This window comes from Buttiauxella sp. 3AFRM03 (assembly GCF_003675305.1).
GTDB classification, from domain to species: domain Bacteria; phylum Pseudomonadota; class Gammaproteobacteria; order Enterobacterales; family Enterobacteriaceae; genus Buttiauxella; species Buttiauxella ferragutiae.
Genome location: NZ_CP033076.1, coordinates 2,931,064 through 2,948,601 on the forward strand (window position 1 = coordinate 2,931,064; position 17,538 = coordinate 2,948,601).

Sequence of the window (17,538 nt, forward strand, 5' to 3'; positions counted from 1 at the left end):
TTGATATGAGCTTACTAATGACTGATAGCAAAGTTTTTCTAAGTATTATCATTGCTGCACATAATTGTGAAAAAACTATCGATGTCACTTTTCAGAGTCTTGTCGATGCGCTGGGTTCTGCATTAGAGTTATCTGAAATAATTATCATTGATGATGCGTCAGAAGACTCAACAGCAGAAAAAATTGCTCTTTTCTCTATCCAATATCCGCAAGTCATCATTTCCAGGGTCAATTATCAAAATGTCGGTAAAGTCCGCCAGCATGGTATTTCTTTATCATCTGGGAAATACATCACTATGCTCGATAGTGATGACATCTTAAAAGCTGACAGTTTATTGCCTATCGTTAACTTTTTGTGTGATGTCCAACCTGATATGTTCCTGACAAAATTACATGAAATTCGTGACGTAAGTAGAATAGACCATCAGTGGTCAGGTCTTAATCCTGAGAAAATATCTCAAGATACCGCTATTACACGCTTCCTTATTCACAAAGATCTACAAGCACATTTGATCGGCCAATTTATTAAACGTGATATATATCTTAATAACAAAATCCCTCCGATGACTTGCTATGAGGATTTCTACATTTTCCCTAGAATGTTAACAAGTGCGGATAATATATACTTTCAGTTTGATAGCCATTATTACTATATAAAAAGAAAAGATAGTTTATCTACCACACTGGATCAGGATAAAATAAAAAACCTACTCCTCTGCACTGTTAAAATGGAAATTGATTTACCGCAAAAATTCCGTCCACTTATATTATGTCATTGGCTCGATATCTATCTTAAATATTATGATTTACTTACAGATAATGAACATCAACGCCTCGTTAAAGAACATGTGATGATGTCTCATTCATTAGGTTTTTTTATTAATCGCCATGTTCGGTTAAGCTATAAGAGAAAAGCTTTGAGTACATTATGGAAAAATTAAGATCTCGACTATACATTACTGTTTTTGTTTTTGCTGTTCTTTCGCTCGCTTTTGCACTGCTGAGTAATGCCAGGCAAAGAGACTTCTATTATATCGCGGTATATTTAGGTGTTATTGGCCTAGTCATTGAGCGCAAAAATATAACCTTCAGAAAATTTAACATTGCGTATCCTATAATATTACTTGGCGTGGTGAAGTTAATATGGTTCTTATGGCTTGGTCGCGATGCAACTGGCTACAATACCTATAGCGATCAACTTGGTGCGGGGAAAAAATTACTCTTGGGTGGAATATTAGTTTTTTATATCACCCAGTGCAGTTACTACATTCGGGCGATAAAATGTAAAAACGTGATGCTTGCAATAATAGGTTTTGCATTCTTATCAGCAACTTGTTATGCCTTCTGGCAGTTCTACCACGGAATGGGACGAGTAGAGATGGCCGTTAACCGTGCCACCATTTCTGCTTACATTTACTCGACACTGAGTATGGTCTGTATTTATTTTCTGTATCTTCAGAAGAAACCCGTGTGCTATGTCATTGCAGCTTTAGCTATCCTGTTATCCTTTGTGGTAATAATTTTAACAGGTACACGTGCAGCCATCATTCTTCATTTATTGATTATCGCACTGATGACGGTTTACTATTTCAAGAAGATTCATATCAAATCAACTTTGGTAGTTTTGATCATCGCGATGCTTGCGGTCCTTTCACTATATAAGAACTATATCCACCCTAAAATTGAACAAACTTATAATGAAGTCACACTGTATCAGGAAGGGCGAGATAACACTTCTTTAGGTTCTCGATTCTCAATGTGGACTGTCGGTATTAAAAACTTTGGTAATGCCCCATTTGGGCAAACCATGCAGTCTCGATTAAATTATTCAGATGAATTTACTTCAGAAAATCCGCAATACAGAACGACAATGGAATTTATCAACGTTCATCTACATGATGAAATGATTGAAACATTGTCTTTGCAAGGCATATTTGGCGGGCTGTCTTTGTTATGGTTCTACGTGAGCATTTGCTGGATCGCTTTAAGGGAACGTAACACTCCATTGTTATTCACAATGAATGGTTTGATCACATACGGCTTGAGTGATGTATTACTTTTGAGTTCAGAAGCCATTTTGTTTTACATCGCGCTAATTGCAGTGTGTTCTGTTAAAACCCCACCGAAACAAATAGCAGAATAATATGAAAAGCCGGTCTAAACCCCGGCTTTTTTAACTTCATAATACTCAGCCAAAGTCATTCCTTTGGTTCGCTCTGCGAGCCAGGAAAATAACGTATTCAGATCCTGATATAGCCTTTCAATATCAGCCTCATCTTTGAAAGTTGGACTACCGCCGGGCATAAATTCTGATGAATGAAGCATAAACTCTACGTAATCGTTGCCTTGGGATAAGGTTTTTTCTGCAACAGCTATCATTTGTGCAGCATTGCCACCTGATGGGCGCAACCAATTTACTGAAGGACTACGATATTTCCCGCGCATCTGGTCATAGCCTTGCTTAAAGCTATTCATCAGATTGCTATGCTTATATTGAATACTCATCGGGACTTCGAGTAATGCGGAGTTACCAGACTGGTCAATATTTTCCAGATCCATAAAATAAGCCTGGGTCGGGAAATGTTGATAATCCGTTCCGCCATTACCAGTAGGAGCCCCCTTCGCATTTCGCCAGTTAACTCTCGGCGTCACAGAGCAATCCACCTTATAGCCCAACTCCACCAGTAATTTGGCATAGCGACTATCAAATGACCAACGTCCGGCACGATGACTAATCATTTTTGTGCCAAATGTTTCTTCCAGCAACGTGGTCATATAAACCACTTTCTCCCGCATGATCTCATCACTGTACTCAATGAGATAGGGCTGCCAGCGCCAGTCATCGCCCGTTAAATCGTGATCGGGTGGGCTATTCCATGCGTGTAAGTGCATGCCAACTTCGCCCTGACCACGAGCAATAACATCTTTGGCAAACTCGATAAAAACCGGATCTACAGCCATCTCATAGTTCGTAAGCCAAACCGGCTTAAAACCATATTTTTCACATAAAGACTGAAAACGAGGTAAGAACCGAGCATTCTCAGTTTTGATTTGTCGATGGTTTTGCCAGAGATTATCGCCTTCGGTATCAATGGTGATAATGAATGCAGGTTTGGTCATTTCCGTCTCTGAAATAAAGATGTTCACATCATGTTACGCAGCCTGCCAGATAAGGGCAAACCGCATACGATCAAATTTCTAACTCCTGAGCACAAATGTAGCAACCACACTCAAGGTCTATTAGAATCACCCTTTGGTTAATCTTCTAAAGATGATAATGAGTAACGCTTTGAATGCTCTTGCAGCCATGCCACCTACCCGTATTTTACTGATAAAGTTGCGCCATCATGGTGACATGTTGCTCACCACTCCGGTGATCAATGCATTACATCAAGCCTGGCCACACGCAAAAATCGATGTTCTGCTCTATGAAGAAACGAGAGACATGCTGGCGGCACATCCATTCATTCATCGTATTTATGGAATTGACCGTAAATGGCGCAAACTCGGTACCCGCCAGCATTTATGCAAAGAGTGGCAATTACTTAAAACATTGCGCGAGCAAAAATATAGTCTGGTTATCAATCTGGCCGATCAGTGGCGTAGCGCCGTGGTCACTCGCTTCACTGGTGCTCCTTCGCGTATCGGTTTTGATTTCAATAAGCGCCGCGGCTGGATCTGGCAACATTGCCATACTCAACTTGCTTCAGTGTCAGGTCATCGTACCCTGCACACTGTAGAGCAAAACCTCTCCATTATTGCCCCGTTGAATATTGCTCCAGTCAGGGATGTTACAATGAGCTATCAGCCTGGCGACTGGCAATCCGTGCAAAGTAAGCTGCAAAGCAATGGGGTTGAAGGTTCCTATATTGTGGTGCAGCCCACCTCCCGCTGGTTTTTCAAATGCTGGGATGAGGGCAAAATGGCTGAAACCATCACTGCTTTGCAAAAAGATGGGCATTCCCTGGTATTGACCTCCGGGCCGGATAAAAACGAAAAAGCGATGATTGAAAAAATCCGTGCGTTATGCCCATCAGAGCGAATCCATTCCCTGGCGGGTGAGCTAACTCTGCGCCAATTAGCGGCACTGATCGACCACGCCCAACTGTTTATCGGTGTGGATTCAGTACCGATGCATATGGCTGCCGCATTGAAAACGCCATGTATCGCGCTATTTGGCCCTTCAAAACTAACATTCTGGAGCCCGTGGGACGTCGTCGGTGAAGTCATTTGGGCAGGAAACTATGGTGATTTGCCAGACCCTGACAAAATTGATACCAACACGAAAGAACGTTATCTCGATGCCATCCCGGTCGATATTGTTGTCGCCGCTGCAAGGAAACAGTTCTTATGAAGCGCTGCCGTCTGGCTATTGTCCGCCAAAAATACCGCCCGGATGGAGGCGCTGAACGTTTCGTTTCACGCGCACTTGAGGCGTTAAGCGCCCACGATATGGAACTCAACGTTATCACTCGGCAATGGCAGGGTGAGCGCCAGGATAACTGGCATATTCATATTTGCGATCCGATGAAACTAGGTCGAATCAGCCGTGAAAAAGGTTTTGCCGATGCGGCAAGAACGCTATGGCAACGGGAGAATTTCGATATTGTTCAAAGTCATGAACGTATAGCGGGTTGCGATATTTATCGCGCAGGTGATGGTGTTCACCGCCGTTGGCTGATGCAGCGTGCAAGAATTTTACCCGGCTGGCGCGGAAAGTGGCTATTTCTCGATAGATACCATCGTTATGTGATGCAGGCTGAGAAGGCGATGTATCAGGCTCCCGAACTAAAAGCCGTCATCTGCAATGCCGAAATGGTTAAAAGAGAGATCATCGAAGATTTCTCTATACCTGCTAATAAGATACATGTCATCTATAATGCTATTGACTCTTCCCGCTTCGTTCCGGCAAATGATGAGCTACGCACGAAACTACGAGATGAATTATCTATCCCGCAAAGCGCAGTAACATTGGTCTTTGTCGGTTCCGGATTCGAGCGTAAAGGGTTAGCCAGTGCAATTAAGGCCATTGCTAATACCGACCGCTATCTTGTGATCGTTGGGCAAGATAAAGTCGAGAAAAGTTATCGAGAACTGGCACAATCTCTGGGGTGCCTGAATCGCATACGCTTTATGGGAATGCAGAAAAATACGCTGCCTTTCTATCAGGTAGCTGATGGACTATTACTGCCAACACTATATGATCCATTTCCAAATGTGATTCTTGAAGCAATGGCATGTGGTTTACCGGTTATTACCTCGGCTACCTGTGGTGGGGCTGAGTTTATAACAATCGGACAAAACGGATACGTTTGTGATGCACTCAATATCCCACAACTTTCAGAAGCGGTAATGGCAATATCTTCACGCTTTGTGGATGAGAAAATGGGGGAATATGCTCGCGAGCGAGTCAGGGATGCGACACCGGAAAAACTTTCACAGCAACTTATTTCGCTGTATCAAAATATACTGGATTAGACGATGCGTATCCTAATGATTATTGATGGTTTACCTGGCGGCGGTGCTGAAAAAACCGTGCTTACCTTATCGAAAGGTTTGGTCGCAATGGGTCATCAGGTTTCCGTTTTCTCACTGCGTCGCGTCTGTGATTATGAGATTCCGGAAGACGTTGATTATCAAGTGATTCTGGATACTTGTAAAAAACCGTGGCGTAAGCTGACGGAATTGTCCCGCCGTGCCGCTCTGCTGGATAGCGCAGTAGAACAAGCGCAGAAAAAAGGGAATTTCGACCTCGTTTTATCTCACCTGCATAAAACCGATCGCATTGTTGCCCACACTAAATCCATTGCGCGTGAGAAGCTCTGGTACTGTGTCCACGGCATGTATTCTTATTCATATCTTCAGCATCGTCAGGGTTTCTCACGCTGGATAAAACGTAAGAAAATTCAAAGCGTTTATCAGAATAGTAATGTCGTCGCTGTTTCTCAGGCAGTTTTGCACGATATTACGACAAATTTCGATATTACGCTGTCCGGGGGCACCGTCATTCATAACCCATTCGATATCGACGGAATACATTTAAAAGCAAAAGAGTCGTGTGAAATGGCCGGGCAGGATTATTTAATCCATGTGGGTCGCTTCCATGAACATAAACGCCATGACCGGCTGATCAGCGCTTATGCTCTCAGTGGAATTCAAGCTCCGTTGGTTCTGATGGGTAACGGCAGCAATGAGCGTATTGCCGAGTTAAAAGCGATGGCCACAGCCGCTGGTGTTGCCGAGCGTGTGATTATAAAATCATTCGCACCAAACCCTTATCCATGGATTGCCAATGCACGTATGCTGCTGCTTAGCTCAGATTGTGAAGGATTTGGCAACGTTCTGGTCGAAGCACTAATTTGCCAGACACCAGCCGTCAGTACAAATTGCCCTGGCGGGCCTGCGGAAATTTTGACCGGAGAACTGTCTCGCGGTCTTTCCGGCATGAGCGCTCAGGAACTTGCTGACACTATGCTGGATATTTACAACACCCCACCGGTTATTGATATCGCAACGATTGAGTCATATAGCATTGGTGCCATCTGCCAGCAGTATTTGTCTCTGGCGACAGAAGAAAGATAACAATATTTTCGGGTAATTTTATGCCACAGAGCCTACGTCCACTCCTTAGCGTTGTTGCTGCTGTTTATAACGGCGAGCTTTTTTTAGCTAAATTCTTTGCCTGTCTTGAAGCTCAGAACATCGACAGCATGGAAGTCATTATGGTTAACGATGGTTCAACCGATGGCTCCATGGCGATTATTAACGCCTGGCGCAGCAAGTTTCCTGGTATGAAAATAATCGAACAGGAAAATCAGGGCGTTTCGATTGCGCGTAATACCGGGCTTGCTGTAGCCACAGGTCAGTACCTCTCCTTCCCGGACATTGATGATGACTTCAAGCCCGGCATGTACCAGCACCTTCTTGATTTAGCGTTAAAAAATGACCTTGATGTAGTGACGTGCAATGGTAATTACGTTTACGAAAACAACAAAAAACCTTCACGGCCAATTTTTCCGCAAGACAAGCTTCAGTCTACCGACGTACTGAGTGGTCCCCAGTGGCTTAAACGTGCGCTCGATTCGCGTAAGTTTCTGCACGTGACCTGGCTAAACCTTTATCGCCACGATTTTATTCGCGAACATGGCTTTACCTTCGAACCCGGCTTACGTCACCAGGATATTCCGTGGACAACGGAGGTGTTACTCGCCACGCAGCGCGTTCAGTACACTGACGCTCAATACTACGATTACTACATCCATTCGGCCTCGGTATCCCATAAACCAGACACGGATGACACCCTGATCCGCTCAGCACGTCATTATATGAAAATACTGGAAATGTTAGATGCCATTAACCAGCGTTATCCGGAAGCGGTAAAGAATATTCCAGCCTGTAACTGGCAAATCGCGAAAGAAGGTCTGGGGATATTGCACACTTTCAATAACATGAAAGATCCGCACAAGAAGAAGATGATCATTCAGGAATTTTTTGATCGCGGTATCTGGCGTCTGATTTGGAAAAATGCCCGTGGATTCCGCCTGCGCTGGCGTCTGGGTCGTCGTTATCTAAAATTGAAGAAAGCGACCCGAGTTCCGGGCTGAGGTACTGCCTCTAAGCGGGTGGATGCATGCCGCCCGCGACTTCTGTCCCTCAAGCACTAACCCATCTGAATACTAAGCAATGCCTTCGTGAAGTTACCAAAACAATAGCTTTAAGCTTCCCGAATGCTTAGAATTTGCCCGCCGATAATGAAAATACGGAAAATTCGCTTGGAATCGTTGTATACCGCTCTGTTCTATCTTATTCAGCCTTTTGTGTGGCTGCGACTGTTACTCCGTAGCCGTAAAGCTCCCGCGTATCGCAAACGCTGGGCGGAACGCTACGGCTATTGCCGTGGAAAAGTGGAGCCCGATGGTATTCTTCTGCATTCAGTTTCCGTAGGTGAAACCCTGGCGGCAATTCCGTTAGTTCGCGCCCTGCGCCATCGTTACCCGACGATTCCGATTACCGTCACCACCATGACTCCAACAGGTTCGGAACGTGCGCTGTCGGCTTTTGGGCAAAATGTGCATCATGTTTATTTGCCTTACGATCTCCCTTGCGCCATGAAGCGCTTTTTCAATACCGTGCGTCCCAAACTGGTTATCGTGATGGAAACCGAGTTGTGGCCAAACATGATCAACGAATTACACCAACGCAAAATCCCTTTGGTCATTGCCAATGCCCGTCTTTCTGCCCGCTCGGCAAAAGGGTATAAAAAGCTGGGTAATTTCACGCGCCGCCTGATGAGCAAAATCACCCTGATCGCCGCACAGAATGAAGAAGATGGTGGTCGTTTCATCGAGCTTGGTCTGAAACGCTCTCAATTAACCGTTACCGGTAGCCTGAAATTTGATATTTCAGTGACTCCAGAACTTGCCGCACGCGCAATTACGCTACGCCGCCAATGGGCTCCACATCGTAAAGTGTGGATTGCCACCAGCACCCATGATGGCGAAGAAAGTATTATTCTGGATGCACACCGCCAGTTACTGGCCAAATTCCCTGATTTACTGTTAATTCTTGTCCCGCGCCACCCGGAACGCTTCAAAGATGCGCGTGATATGGCTCAGAAGGCTGGTTTCAGCTACATCATGCGCAGCAGTGGTGAAAAACCGTCCAACAGCACCCAAGTGGTGATTGGCGATACTATGGGCGAGTTGATGATGCTGTACGGAATTGCCGATCTGGCCTTTGTGGGCGGCAGCCTTGTTGAACGAGGAGGCCATAACCCGCTAGAGCCTTCCGCTCATGCGATTCCGGTACTGATGGGCCCACATACCTTCAATTTCAAAGATATTTGCGCCAAATTGCAGAGTGCCGACGGGCTGATTACCGTTACGGACGCGGCTTCACTAGTTAACGAAATCACCACCCTGCTAACCGACGAAGACTATCGCCTTTATTACGGTCGCCATGCCGTGGAAGTCCTTCATCAGAATCAGGGCGCATTGCAACGCTTGCTACAATTACTGCAACCGTACCTGCCGCAACGGAGCCATTAATGCCCAATCGCTTGTCTGTGGTGATGATCGCTAAAAATGCAGCGGACGTATTGCCAGAATGTCTGGCTTCCGTTGCCTGGGCTGATGAAATTGTTTTGCTGGATTCAGGCAGTACCGATTCTACTGTCGAGATAGCTCTTCAGACTGGTGCGAAAGTTTTCATTAATGAAGAGTGGCAAGGCTTTGGCAAACAACGCCAGCTCGCACAGAGCTACGCCAGCCACGATTATGTTTTGATGATCGATACCGATGAGCGTGTCACGCCAGAACTGGCCAGTACGCTAAAAGCGGTTTTAGAAAATCCGCAGACAGATGCTGTTTACAGTATCGCGCGCCGCAATCTGTTCCTTGGGCGTTTTATGCGCCACAGCGGTTGGTATCCGGACCGCGTAACCCGCCTCTACGCTCGAGCGCTCTACCGTTATAATGATAATCAGGTTCATGAGTCTCTCGAAGCTCCAGGGGCGAAAGTTATCCCACTCAAAGGGGATTTGCTCCATCTTACCTGCCGTGATTTCGCCAGCTTCCAGCGTAAACAGTTAAATTATGCGACCGCCTGGGCGCAGGAGCGTCATCAACGTGGCAAGCGAGTCTCGATTGCCGGTATTTTCGGTCACACATTTGGGGCATTCTGTAAAACGCTGTTGCTACGAGCTGGTTTTCTTGATGGGAAACAAGGTTGGCTACTTGCTGTCGTCAACGCACAGTACACGTTTAACAAATACGCTGAACTCTGGGCGCTGAATCAAGGCTATACGGAAAACAAAACTCTATGACCACCCGAGCGATTTATCCTGGCACGTTTGATCCCATTACCAACGGTCATCTGGACATCGTGACGCGTGCTGCGATGATGTTTGATACCCTGATACTGGCGATTGCGAATAGCCCGCACAAGAAGACCTTGTTCACGCTGGAAGAAAGAGTCCAGCTCGCGAAAGGTGTTACTGCACATTTGCCTAATGTTGAGGTTGTCGGTTTTAGTGATTTGATGGCGAATTTTGCTAAAACTCAACAAGCTAACGTTTTAGTCAGAGGGCTACGCACGGCGGCAGATTTTGAGTATGAGATGCAGCTGGCTCATATGAACCGCCACTTAATGCCAGAGCTAGAAAGCGTGTTCCTGATGCCATCAAAAGAGTGGTCTTTTGTCTCTTCATCGCTAGTTAAAGAAGTTGCGCGTCATCATGGCGATGTTGCGCACTTCCTGCCTGAGCCGGTATGCAAAGCGTTACTGGAAAGACTCAAGCAGGAGACAGCTGAATAAAGAGCTAGTGCTGGCAATGGCGGCAATAAAACGTGCTGCGTTGCCCATGCTTGCTGATGAGAATAGGCGCTCCACATACCCGACACGGTTCTCCTGCACGCCCATAAACTTGTAACTCCTGAGCGAAATACCCCGGTTTACCATCCGATTGCAGGAAATCTTTTAGCGTCGTCCCACCTTGTTCAATAGAACGCAGTAGTACCGCTTTAATGGTTTTGACCAGTAATTCACACTCAGTTTGTGATAACGACTGCGCAGTACGATCCGGATGGATGCCCGCAGCAAACAGCGATTCACTGGCATAAATATTACCCACGCCCACCACCAGCTTGTTATCCATCAGCCAGGGTTTAATCGCGAGTTTCTTTTTCGCAGATTTTTCACGCAAATAGTCTGCCGAAAATGCGTCGCTCAATGGTTCCGGCCCCAGATGAGCCAGCACATTGCTGCCCTCCAACTCTTTAGCCCATAACCAGGCACCAAAACGGCGCGGATCGGTATAACGCAACACTTTACCGTTGCTCATCACCAGGTCGACATGGTCATGCTTTTGGGCAGGATAATCTTCAGGAAGGATACGCAGGCTACCTGACATACCAAGATGGATAATAATCCAGCCATCAGGGAGTTCGAGCAGCAGATACTTAGCGCGGCGTTGCACGCTTAAAACAGGTTTGTCGCTTAGAGCATGGATTTCATCGGAGACAGGCCAACGCAAGCGACCGTTACGCACCACGGCGTGAAGAATAGTTTCCCCGACCAGATGTGGTTCAATACCACGGCGACTGGTTTCTACTTCCGGCAATTCAGGCATCTCTCCTCCAGACTCAAAAGCCTAAAACGAAAAAACCCCGCCGAAGCGAGGTTTTCATCAAAGACACTAAAATTATTTAATTTTAGCTTCTTTGTACAGTACGTGTTGACGGACAACTGGATCGAATTTTTTCAGTTCCAGTTTTTCCGGCTTAGTACGCTTGTTCTTCGTGGTGGTATAGAAGTGACCAGTACCAGCAGAAGAAACCAGCTTGATCTTCTCGCGAACACCTTTAGCCATGACTTAATTCCTCTTAGTACTTCTCGCCACGGGTACGCATATCGGCCAAGACCGTTTCGATACCCTTCTTATCAATTACACGCATACCTTTAGCAGATACGCGCAGTGTGACAAAACGCTTCTCGCTCTCAACCCAAAAACGGTGAGAGTGCAGGTTCGGCAGGAAACGGCGTTTGGTCGCGTTCATTGCGTGGGAACGGTTATTACCGGTCACCGGACGCTTGCCAGTAACTTGGCAGACTCGGGACATGTCTATTCTCCAAAAATCAAATTAGCTCGAGCTTCGTATAGGGTTATGGCGCCTCGTCAGGCCGCAAGCCTGGTCCCTGGCGGTTCCATGTGAACCACAGTTCCAGGCGCATAATGCCAAAACCCGAGATTCTCAAAGGTGGCGTAGTATACGCTGCCTAACGCATGTGCTCAAGTCCCGAACAGACAAAGATCCCCAAGGATCGCGCAATTCGGCCTAAATCCACCCACGTTCTGCAAAAGAAACGTACTCTCCACGGCCGATAACAAGATGATCGAGCACTCGAATTTCCATAAACAGGCAAGCTTTTACGATGCGTTCGGTAATAACGCGATCGGCTTTACTCGGTTCTGCTCGACCAGACGGGTGATTATGCGCGAGTATTAACGCCGCTGCATTTGATTTCATCGCTTCACGCACAATTTCTCTCGGATGGACCTCTACATGGTTCAATGTTCCAGAAAACATCGGACAATGTTTAATCACCCGATGCTGATTATCCAGAAAAATAACCATGAAAACCTCGCGTTCTTCAGTCGTTAGCTGGCTTTGGATAAATTCCCTGACTGAATCAGGCCCTTTTAAAGTCAATTCTTCAACGCCTCGAGAATAGTAATAACGCCGCGCTAGTTCAGCTATGGCGTTTAACTGCGTGTATTTAGCCTCACCAATACCCTTAACATCGTTGAACTGCGAATAGTCCGCTGACAACAGCCGGCTTAACGAGCCAAACTGATGCAGTAAGGTTTGCGCAAATGTCAGGACATTCATGTTTCTGCTGCCAGTGCGTAAAAAAAGCGCCAGTAACTCCACATCAGATAAAGAACTGGCCCCAAATTTCAGCAGTTTTTCGCGCGGCATACTCGCTTTATCCTGCCCCATGATCACATCCATCAGAACCTCCTTGCCCTTCATTTCCGCTATTGTGCACAACTCGAGAAGCACAAACGACAGGCAGATATTCCGCATGCGGGATGTCTCGCAAACTGCAAAAAAGTCGATACCTAATGAGTGTGGTAAAATAGCCAGATGACTGTGACTGGTGGTGGAAAAATCATGATGGGGCTTTCTGGCAAAAAAATTGTTCTGGGTGTGAGCGGTGGTATCGCTGCCTATAAAACACCAGAACTGGTGCGCCGTCTGCGTGAACGCGGGGCAGAAGTAAGAGTGGTAATGACTGAGGCCGCCAAAGCCTTTATTACGCCACTGAGTTTACAAGCCGTGTCAGGTTATCCGGTTTCAGACAGCTTGTTAGATCCCGCAGCAGAAGCCGCAATGGGCCATATAGAATTAGGCAAATGGGCTGATTTAGTTATCCTTGCCCCCGCCACGGCCGACTTAATTGCCCGCATTACTGCAGGCATGGCAAATGACCTTGTGAGCACAATTTGTCTCGCTACACCGGCACCGGTTGCCGTTGTCCCTGCCATGAACCAACAGATGTACCGAGCCACTGCAACTCAACACAACCTTGAAGTTCTCTCTTCACGCGGCTTGTTGATGTGGGGGCCGGATAGCGGCAGCCAGGCCTGTGGCGATGTTGGCCCAGGTCGCATGCTTGACCCGCTAACCATAGTCGAAATGGCGGCACAGCATTTTACTGTCACCAAAGATCTGCAACATCTTAATATCATGATTACTGCTGGCCCAACCCGCGAGCGTCTGGACCCAGTGCGCTATATCACTAACGATAGTTCAGGGAAAATGGGTTATGCCATCGCGGCGGCGGCGGCATCGCGTGGCGCGAATGTGACGTTAATTTCTGGCCCTGTATCTTTGCCAACACCACCATGGGTGAAGCGTATTGATGTCACCACAGCGTTGGAAATGGAAGCTGCTGTTCAGCAACATGTTCAGGAACAGCAAATTTTTGTGGGCTGTGCCGCAGTTGCGGATTATCGTGCAGCCGCTGTAGCTGATGAGAAAATCAAAAAGCAAGGCGATGAAATTACAATAAAAATGATAAAAAACCCGGACATCGTTGCCGGTGTCGCAGCACTTTTGGCGCACCGACCTTATGTTGTTGGGTTTGCCGCCGAAACAAATAATGTGGAAGAATACGCCCGGCAAAAACGTATGAGTAAAAATCTCGATCTGATTTGTGCGAATGATGTCTCACAAGCAGGCCAGGGATTTAATAGCGACAACAATGCACTGCACCTTTTCTGGCAGGAAGGAGATAAAGTCTTACCTCTTGAGCGTAAAGAACTCCTTGGCCATCTTTTACTGAACGAGATAGTTACCCGTTATGATGAAAAAAATCGACGTTAAGATTCTGGACCCACGCGTTGGCCAACAGTTCCCCCTGCCGACTTATGCTACTTCCGGCTCTGCGGGTCTTGACCTGCGCGCCTGTCTGGATGAAGCCGTAGAGCTTGCTCCTGGTATCACCAAACTGATTCCAACCGGGCTGGCTATCCATATCGCCGACCCAACGCTTGCGGCTGTCATTCTGCCTCGTTCAGGTCTTGGTCATAAGCATGGCGTTGTTTTAGGCAACCTTGTTGGGCTGATAGACTCCGATTACCAGGGTCAGTTAATGGTTTCCGTCTGGAACCGTGGACAAGATCACTTCACTATCGAACCGGGTGAGCGCATTGCTCAAATGGTGTTTGTGCCAGTCGTTCAGGCCGAATTCAATCTGGTTGAGGATTTCGATTCTAGTGACCGTGGCGAAGGTGGTTTCGGCCATTCAGGACGCCAGTAACTTCATTTAAAAACGTAACCCCACAGCGTAAAAAATGTGAAAAAACCGCAAACTTCAAGTTTGCGAGCGCGGTGTGGTTACCTGCCTGACAAGTGCGTTATTTCAGGGGTATTTTAGAACATGGCAGAAAAGCAAGTTGCGAAACGGAATCGTCGCGAAGAAATACTTCAGTCTTTGGCCCAAATGCTTGAGTCCAGCGATGGCAACCAACGCATTACGACTGCCAAACTCGCCGCGACTGTTGGTGTTTCCGAAGCTGCACTTTATCGACATTTTCCCAGCAAAACGAAGATGTTCGATAGCCTTATCGAGTTTATTGAAGATAGTCTGATTACCCGTATCAATCTCATCCTGAAAGATGAGAAAGACACCCACGCCCGGTTACGTTTGATTGTTTTACTGATTCTTGGATTTGGCGAGCGCAACCCTGGCCTAACACGAATTCTCACCGGCCACGCGCTGATGTTTGAACAAGACCGTCTGCAAGGCCGTATCAATCAGCTTTTTGAGCGTATAGAAGTGCAATTGCGCCAGGTCATGCGTGAAAAGAAGATGCGTGAAGGTGAAGGCTACATTACTGATGAATCGTTACTGGCAAGCTTGCTGCTGGCATTTTGTGAAGGGACACTATCGCGTTTTGTGCGTAGCGAATTCCGCTATCTGCCTACCGGTGATTTTGATACCCGTTGGCCGCTGATTGCCGCACAACTTCGTTAAATAGAAAGGGCCTTCAAAAGGCCCTTTTTCTTACACGCCGTACTGAGTACGGTATTCCTGTACAGCCGCTAGATGCACGGCCATTTCAGGTTTTTCTTCCAGGTATTCAACCAGGTCTTTCAGCGTGATGATCGAAATCACCTGGCACTGGTAATCGCGCTCAACTTCCTGAATCGCAGAGATTTCACCACGACCACGCTCCTGGCGGTCCAGAGAAATTAACACGCCAGCCAGTGATGCATTGTTGGCAGCAATAATTTCCATTGATTCACGGATTGCGGTACCCGCAGTAATAACGTCATCCACCAACATCACTCGCCCTTGAAGGGCACTACCGACCAGGTTGCCACCTTCACCGTGATCTTTTGCTTCTTTGCGGTTGAAGCAATAAGGCACATCACGTTCATGATGCTCTGCCAACGCAACCGCTGTAGTGGTCGCGATAGGAATCCCTTTGTAAGCCGGCCCAAACAGCAAATCAAACTCAATCCCGGAATCCACTAACGCGGCGGCATAAAAACGGCCTAACAGTGCCAGATCACGCCCGGTATTAAACAACCCTGCGTTGAAGAAATAAGGGCTGGTACGCCCGGATTTCAGCGTGAATTCGCCAAACTTAAGTACCTGCTTGTTAAGCGCAAACTCAATAAACTGGCGCTGATACGGTTTCATGGATTTGCTCCTCGATTATTGCGACAAAAAAAAGGCGACTCTCAGAGTCGCCTAAAATTAATTCTCTAACGCCGCCTTCTGCGCCGTTACGATAGATTCAATTCCCCCTCGTGCCAGCGCCAGTAGCGCCAACAACTCTTCATGGGTGAACGGCTCGCCTTCCGCGGTGCCCTGGACCTCAATCATGCGGCCATCTTCCATCATCACGACGTTCATGTCAGTTTCTGCGGCAGAATCTTCAACATATTCAAGATCGCACAGAGCCTCGCCTTTAACGATACCGACAGATACCGCCGCAACCATCCCTTTCATTGGATTGGTTTTCATCTTACCGGCTGCGACCAGTTTGTTCAGCGCATCCGCCAGCGCAACACATGCGCCAGTAATAGATGCGGTACGAGTGCCGCCGTCTGCCTGCAGAACATCGCAGTCCAGTGTAATGGTGTATTCGCCAAGGACTTTCAAATCAACGGCTGCACGCAGAGAACGCGCAATCAGGCGCTGAATCTCAAGAGTACGGCCACCCTGCTTACCTTTTGCTGCTTCACGAGCATTACGGCTATGGGTCGCACGCGGCAACATACCATATTCAGCGGTGATCCAACCCTGGCCCTGGCCTTTCAGAAAGCGCGGAACACCTTCTTCAACGGTGGCGGTACAAAGTACTTTAGTATCGCCGAACTCGACCAGCACGGAGCCTTCTGCGTGTTTGGTGTAATTACGGGTCAGGGTGACTGGGCGCACTTGATTGGCGCTACGACCTGATGGACGCATGGGGTTATCTCCGGCTAAAACGAATGTGGCTGCGCATTATACGGACTTCGTTCGCTTATTCCTATCCTGCCACGCCAGGCATGGCTATAATCCCCCACATCTATTACAGAATACGGTTACGAAATATGATCCGCAGTATGACCGCCTATGCCCGACGTGAAGTAAAAGGCGAATGGGGCAGCGCCACCTGGGAGTTACGTTCGGTAAACCAGCGTTATCTTGAAACCTACATCCGTACGCCAGAGCAGCTCCGTAGCCTTGAACCTGTGGCTCGCGAGCGCATTCGCACCCGCTTAACTCGCGGGAAAATCGAATGTAACCTACGTTTCGAACCTGATACTCGTGCTCAAAGTTCTTTGCTGCTCAATGAAAAACTGGCTAAACAGCTGGTTGAAGCAGCGAATTGGGTAAAAATGCAGAGCGACGAAGGCGAAATCAATCCAGTTGATATTTTACGCTGGCCTGGTGTGATGTCTGCTCAGGAACAAGACCTTGATGCCATCACAGCTGAAATTCTTGCCGCCCTTGATGGTGCGCTGGACGACTTTATTGTTGCCCGTGAAACCGAAGGCCAGGCATTGAAATTACTGCTCGAACAGCGCCTTGAAGGTGTCAGCGCCGAAGTCGTGAAAGTCCGCGCGCACATGCCGGAAGTCCTGAAATGGCAACGTGAGCGCCTGGTTGCCAAACTCGAAGATGCACAAGTTCAGCTTGAAAATAACCGCCTCGAGCAAGAACTGGTACTAATGGCACAGCGTGTTGATGTTGCCGAAGAGCTGGATCGCCTGGAAGCTCACGTTAAAGAGACATACAACATTCTGAAGAAAAAAGAAGCGGTTGGCCGTCGTCTCGACTTTATGATGCAGGAGTTCAACCGCGAGTCGAATACCCTGGCATCAAAATCTATTAACTCAGATGTCACCAATTCAGCTATCGAATTGAAAGTGCTGATTGAGCAAATGCGCGAACAGATTCAGAACATCGAGTAATTGTCCGTCATGTGTTCTAAGGCCCGTGTTTTGCGGGCCTTTTCGTACTGGTTGTCATTGA

General features: G+C 47.2%; 20 protein-coding genes. 13 read left to right on the plus strand and 7 right to left on the minus strand.

Annotated features, from left to right (window positions below; translation table 11 throughout):
- Positions 1 to 17: 17 nt before the first annotated feature.
- Both D8682_RS15165 and D8682_RS15170 read left to right on the plus strand, forming a co-directional pair.
- Positions 18 to 941 carry a glycosyltransferase family 2 protein gene (locus D8682_RS15165; RefSeq protein WP_121814619.1) on the plus strand — a complete coding sequence of 308 codons (924 nt, stop codon included), beginning with the start codon at positions 18 to 20 and terminating at the stop codon, positions 939 to 941.
- Positions 929 to 2,143, plus strand: a complete 1,215-nt coding sequence (locus tag D8682_RS15170) for an O-antigen ligase (RefSeq protein ID WP_121814620.1) — start codon at positions 929 to 931, stop codon at positions 2,141 to 2,143. Before D8682_RS15165 ends, D8682_RS15170 begins: the two co-directional genes overlap by 13 nt.
- Positions 2,144 to 2,157: 14 nt before the next feature.
- On the opposite strand, the gene D8682_RS15175 is transcribed toward D8682_RS15170, so the two are convergent.
- Positions 2,158 to 3,120: a polysaccharide deacetylase family protein gene (locus tag D8682_RS15175; protein ID WP_121814621.1), complete on the minus strand. Its 963-nt coding sequence runs from the start codon at positions 3,118 to 3,120 to the stop codon at positions 2,158 to 2,160.
- A gap of 157 nt (positions 3,121 to 3,277) precedes the next feature.
- On the opposite strand from D8682_RS15175, the gene rfaQ reads away from it, so the two are divergent.
- The 7 genes from rfaQ (at position 3,278) to coaD (ending at position 10,314) form a co-directional block, all read left to right on the plus strand.
- Positions 3,278 to 4,354, plus strand: a complete 1,077-nt coding sequence (gene rfaQ, locus D8682_RS15180; RefSeq protein ID WP_370090682.1) for a putative lipopolysaccharide heptosyltransferase III — start codon at positions 3,278 to 3,280, stop codon at positions 4,352 to 4,354.
- Positions 4,351 to 5,478 (plus strand): glycosyltransferase family 4 protein, encoded by a 1,128-nt coding sequence (locus D8682_RS15185; RefSeq protein ID WP_121814623.1) that lies wholly within the window; start codon positions 4,351 to 4,353, stop codon positions 5,476 to 5,478. Before rfaQ ends, D8682_RS15185 begins: the two co-directional genes overlap by 4 nt.
- A 3-nt stretch (positions 5,479 to 5,481) precedes the next feature.
- Positions 5,482 to 6,582: a glycosyltransferase gene (locus tag D8682_RS15190; protein ID WP_064541799.1), complete on the plus strand. Its 1,101-nt coding sequence runs from the start codon at positions 5,482 to 5,484 to the stop codon at positions 6,580 to 6,582.
- A 20-nt stretch (positions 6,583 to 6,602) separates the two neighbouring features.
- Entirely contained in the window at positions 6,603 to 7,604 is a 1,002-nt protein-coding gene (locus D8682_RS15195; protein ID WP_121814624.1) for a glycosyltransferase, read from the plus strand.
- 168 nt (positions 7,605 to 7,772) lie between these two features.
- Entirely contained in the window at positions 7,773 to 9,047 is a 1,275-nt protein-coding gene (gene waaA, locus D8682_RS15200) for a lipid IV(A) 3-deoxy-D-manno-octulosonic acid transferase (RefSeq protein ID WP_064541806.1), read from the plus strand.
- Entirely contained in the window at positions 9,047 to 9,823 is a 777-nt protein-coding gene (locus tag D8682_RS15205; protein WP_121814625.1) for a glycosyltransferase family 2 protein, read from the plus strand. The genes waaA and D8682_RS15205 overlap by 1 nt, the downstream gene beginning before the upstream one ends.
- Complete coding sequence (coaD, locus tag D8682_RS15210) at positions 9,820 to 10,314, plus strand: pantetheine-phosphate adenylyltransferase (RefSeq protein ID WP_064541812.1); 495 nt, start codon at positions 9,820 to 9,822, stop codon at positions 10,312 to 10,314. Before D8682_RS15205 ends, coaD begins: the two co-directional genes overlap by 4 nt.
- A 4-nt stretch (positions 10,315 to 10,318) precedes the next feature.
- Here coaD and mutM read toward each other — a convergent pair whose 3' ends face one another.
- From mutM to radC, 4 genes are all read right to left on the minus strand, one after another.
- Complete coding sequence (mutM, locus tag D8682_RS15215; RefSeq protein ID WP_064541815.1) at positions 10,319 to 11,128, minus strand: bifunctional DNA-formamidopyrimidine glycosylase/DNA-(apurinic or apyrimidinic site) lyase; 810 nt, start codon at positions 11,126 to 11,128, stop codon at positions 10,319 to 10,321.
- A gap of 72 nt (positions 11,129 to 11,200) precedes the next feature.
- Positions 11,201 to 11,368 carry a 50S ribosomal protein L33 gene (rpmG, locus tag D8682_RS15220; protein ID WP_002208990.1) on the minus strand — a complete coding sequence of 56 codons (168 nt, stop codon included), beginning with the start codon at positions 11,366 to 11,368 and terminating at the stop codon, positions 11,201 to 11,203.
- Between the two features lie 13 nt (positions 11,369 to 11,381).
- Positions 11,382 to 11,618: a 50S ribosomal protein L28 gene (gene rpmB / locus D8682_RS15225; protein ID WP_034461465.1), complete on the minus strand. Its 237-nt coding sequence runs from the start codon at positions 11,616 to 11,618 to the stop codon at positions 11,382 to 11,384.
- Between the two features lie 216 nt (positions 11,619 to 11,834).
- Entirely contained in the window at positions 11,835 to 12,500 is a 666-nt protein-coding gene (gene radC / locus D8682_RS15230; RefSeq protein ID WP_064541912.1) for a DNA repair protein RadC, read from the minus strand.
- Positions 12,501 to 12,677: 177 nt separating this feature from the next.
- Between radC and coaBC the strand changes: the two genes are divergently transcribed.
- The 3 genes from coaBC (at position 12,678) to slmA (ending at position 15,042) form a co-directional block, all read left to right on the plus strand.
- On the plus strand, positions 12,678 to 13,889 hold the full coding sequence (coaBC, locus tag D8682_RS15235) for a bifunctional phosphopantothenoylcysteine decarboxylase/phosphopantothenate--cysteine ligase CoaBC (protein WP_064541915.1): 1,212 nt from the start codon (positions 12,678 to 12,680) through the stop codon (positions 13,887 to 13,889).
- Complete coding sequence (gene dut / locus D8682_RS15240) at positions 13,867 to 14,325, plus strand: dUTP diphosphatase (RefSeq protein ID WP_064541819.1); 459 nt, start codon at positions 13,867 to 13,869, stop codon at positions 14,323 to 14,325. The genes coaBC and dut overlap by 23 nt, the downstream gene beginning before the upstream one ends.
- A 120-nt stretch (positions 14,326 to 14,445) precedes the next feature.
- Entirely contained in the window at positions 14,446 to 15,042 is a 597-nt protein-coding gene (gene slmA, locus D8682_RS15245) for a nucleoid occlusion factor SlmA (protein ID WP_121814627.1), read from the plus strand.
- Positions 15,043 to 15,072: 30 nt separating this feature from the next.
- Here the strand turns inward: slmA and pyrE are convergent, their stop codons facing one another.
- Both pyrE and rph read right to left on the minus strand, forming a co-directional pair.
- Positions 15,073 to 15,714, minus strand: coding sequence for an orotate phosphoribosyltransferase (gene pyrE / locus D8682_RS15250; protein WP_064541826.1), 642 nt, complete (start codon positions 15,712 to 15,714; stop codon positions 15,073 to 15,075).
- Between the two features lie 57 nt (positions 15,715 to 15,771).
- Positions 15,772 to 16,488 (minus strand): ribonuclease PH, encoded by a 717-nt coding sequence (gene rph / locus D8682_RS15255; protein ID WP_121814628.1) that lies wholly within the window; start codon positions 16,486 to 16,488, stop codon positions 15,772 to 15,774.
- A 125-nt stretch (positions 16,489 to 16,613) separates the two neighbouring features.
- Between rph and D8682_RS15260 the strand changes: the two genes are divergently transcribed.
- Positions 16,614 to 17,477: a YicC/YloC family endoribonuclease gene (locus D8682_RS15260; RefSeq protein WP_121814629.1), complete on the plus strand. Its 864-nt coding sequence runs from the start codon at positions 16,614 to 16,616 to the stop codon at positions 17,475 to 17,477.
- Positions 17,478 to 17,538 lie beyond the last annotated feature (61 nt).